The sequence below is a fragment of the Rhizorhapis sp. SPR117 genome (genome assembly GCF_021742065.1).
In genome coordinates this window covers 1-2,699 of record NZ_JAKKIE010000150.1, presented here as the reverse complement: position 1 = coordinate 2,699, position 2,699 = coordinate 1, and the positions used below count along the sequence as shown (strand labels likewise).

The 2,699-nt window shown below is 62.9% G+C and carries 3 protein-coding genes; 2 read left to right on the top strand and 1 reads right to left on the bottom strand.

The features are described from left to right. Positions 1–76 precede the first annotated feature (76 nt). The gene (locus L3X40_RS21515; protein WP_338331167.1) at positions 77–220 is read left to right on the top strand and encodes a type II toxin-antitoxin system RelE/ParE family toxin; all 144 of its coding nucleotides are present in this window, start codon (positions 77–79) and stop codon (positions 218–220) included. Continuing rightward, the gene (locus tag L3X40_RS21510; protein ID WP_099185265.1) at positions 220–516 is read left to right on the top strand and encodes a HigA family addiction module antitoxin; all 297 of its coding nucleotides are present in this window, start codon (positions 220–222) and stop codon (positions 514–516) included. The genes L3X40_RS21515 and L3X40_RS21510 overlap by 1 nt, the downstream gene beginning before the upstream one ends. Before the next feature lie 18 nt (positions 517–534). Here the strand turns inward: L3X40_RS21510 and L3X40_RS21505 are convergent, their stop codons facing one another. Beyond that, positions 535–2,472, bottom strand: a complete 1,938-nt coding sequence (locus L3X40_RS21505) for a strawberry notch C-terminal domain-containing protein (RefSeq protein WP_338331166.1) — start codon at positions 2,470–2,472, stop codon at positions 535–537. Positions 2,473–2,699 lie beyond the last annotated feature (227 nt).

Sequence of the window (2,699 nt, the reverse complement as noted above, 5' to 3'; positions counted from 1 at the left end):
GTACACTTTTACTCCGAAATGAACGGACCCCAAAAGACCCGTCAGTGGTACATTTTTACTCCGCCGTTTATACCTGGTGCCGCCAAATTATGGTGCGCATCTGCTGAGCGGGGACAGGGCTGGCACCTGGTCCCTGACCGTGACGCGCAACTGGCGAATGACATTCCGGATCAACGCGGCGAAGGCCATCGAGGATCTGGATCTGGAGGATTATCACTGATGGCTATCAAGCTTCACCCCAGCTTTGCGGTTCATGCCGGTGTCTGGCTGCGCAGTGAGATCGTCGAGCCGCATGGCCTGACCGTTTCGGCCGCAGCCGAGAAGCTTGGTGTCTCGCGCCAGGCGATGAGCAGCCTGCTCAATGGCCGGGCTGGCATCTCGGCCGAGATGGCGATCCGCTTCGAAAAGGCGTTCGGGCTCAGGGCAGACAGTCTGCTGCGGATGCAGGCAGCGCATGACCTTGCCGAGGCTCGCCGCCACGAAAAGGACATCAAGGTCGAAAAGATCGCCGCCTGATCCGTTATTTCAGCGAAGCTACCGGGCCAGGCGGGCCAGGATCGCGTTCGCCTGATCCGTCGGTACAAACAGGCGCGTCTGATACCGGATGATTTCCGTGAAGCAGCCCTGCGCCTTGTACCAGTCGAGTCGGGCGGCCGTCCAACCAGTGAGTTCCAGCCTCTGCGCGCCGTTGACGAGGCTTCGTTTGAGGGTGAGCACTTCCCTGCCCCGCACTTCCATCGGGCGGCCTGATCGGACGACAGCCGACACGATATCTTCGGCGGACAGGACGCTGGCCTGCTCAAGGCCAAGCGCACGGCACAGGTCGGGCACGCAATAGACCGGGACTTCGCGGCCAAGCAGCGAATTCCCGTCCTTTGCAGCGATCCGGCTGACCCGAACATAGTCCGAAGGCAGCTTGTCCCAGACCGGCAGAAGCAGTCCGGTCGCCAGATGAAGCCGTTCGCGCTTGCAGCTTGCCGTCGCCTCATCGACTTCGGCCTGCCACAGGCGCTCGAACGCCGGCAGCTCGATCACCTCCCAGCTACTTTCGGCAAGCTGCTCGGCGGCAATATGCGTTCGCTTGAGCGGGCGGATCATCTCGAAACGCGCAATGCGCGTGCCCTCGTCGGAGAGCAGGCTGCGGGCCGGGACCAGCAAGGCGACACGACCGGACCGGCTGTTGTGCATCAGGCGATGCCGCGCGGTGTCGAGAGCAAAGTGCTCGCCGAGCCGTTTGAGCGTCAGCGGCTTCTGAGCCCGAGCAATCTCCAGCTCGAGCAAATGCGTGGTCGCCCCTGACGTGGCATCGGTTCGCAGCAGCGTATCGGAGATGACTTCGAAGCTTTCGACCGCGATCGTCTCAACGCCAAGATCGAGGCTACCCGCCTGCCGCGCGGCATCGACCCGCGCCTCAACCAGGGCGATGAACTCGTCGAAGATCGCGTTTTGCAGCGCGATCGGCAGCGCCAGGATGCGATTGAGCCAGCGTTGAATTGACGGCAGGTCATCGACCAAGCTCCCATCAGCCGCCTCAATCCTGAGCCCGGTCAGGTCCTGGAATCTAGCCAGGCCGACAGCCTCGAGTTTGCCCATGAACAGGAGCCCGAACCAGCGGACCAGCGCTTCCCTGGCATAAGAGCTTTCGAGGTTGTCCGATGGATCGAAGAGGTTTTGACCGCCAGTCTGGCGTTGGCCACGGGTCAGCGCACCAAGGCTGTCGAGCCGCCGGGCAATCGTCGAGATGAACCGGCGTTCGCCGCGAACATCGGTTGTGACCGGCCGGAACAAGGGCGCCGAGGCCTGGTTTGTGCGGTTGGTCCGGCCGAGCCCCTGGATGGCGGCATCCGCCCTCCAGCCGGGTTCCAGGAGGAAATGGACGCGCCGTGCCTGGTTTCGGACGGAAAGGTCAGCATGGTAGCTGCGTCCCGTTCCACCAGCGTCGGAAAAGACCAGAATGCGCTTGCTGCCATCCATGAAGGCATGGGTCTCGGCGATATTGGCGCGCGGACTGCGCGACTGGAGTTTCTGCCGTCCGTCCCGTCCAATGACAAGTCGCCGGCTCCGACCGGTCACTTCGGCAACCGCATCGACCCCGAAGCGCTCGATGATCGCATCGAGCGCGGTTGCAATCGGTGGGAGTGAGCACAACTGCTCGATCAACCGGTCGCGCGCAGCGATGGCCGAGCGGCACAAGACCGGCTGCCCCTGCTCGTCGATCATGGGTTCGGAACGGGGATTGCCATTCTCGTCGGTGAACACCGCCATGAGCCGCACAGGGAAGCTCCTGGCGAGGTAGTCGACCACGTATTCACGGGGGCTGAGGTCGATTTCGAGGTCCTCGCGTTCCTCATCGGAAAGATCGGCGAGCCGGCGATTGAGCATGGCTTCAGCGGTCGAGACCAGTTGTACGACTGCGGCATTTCCCTCCGCCAGCGCAGTGTCGATAGCCGGCAGCAGGCTCGGCAGCTTCATCGAGAGGAGGAGCTGGGCAAAGAAGCGCTGCTTGGTCCCCTCGAAAATCGAGAGCGCTGCCGACTTGGCACCGCTGTTGAGCGTGTTGCCGCTGTCCTGATCGACGATGCGCGTCGCCTCGAGCGCTTCGCGCAGGTTGGCATGGATTACCGCTTATCGCGAGGTCGCGATAATGTGAAGGAACGCGGCGCAGGCCCGCAAAGCCGCGGAACACCCCGCCACGTCCT

Coding starts and splice junctions, on each gene's coding strand:
- L3X40_RS21505 (WP_338331166.1), bottom strand. CDS start 2,472: ATGAAGCTGCCGAGCCTGCTGCCGGCTATCGACACTGCGCTGGCGGAG.
- L3X40_RS21510 (WP_099185265.1), top strand. CDS start 220: ATGGCTATCAAGCTTCACCCCAGCTTTGCGGTTCATGCCGGTGTCTGG.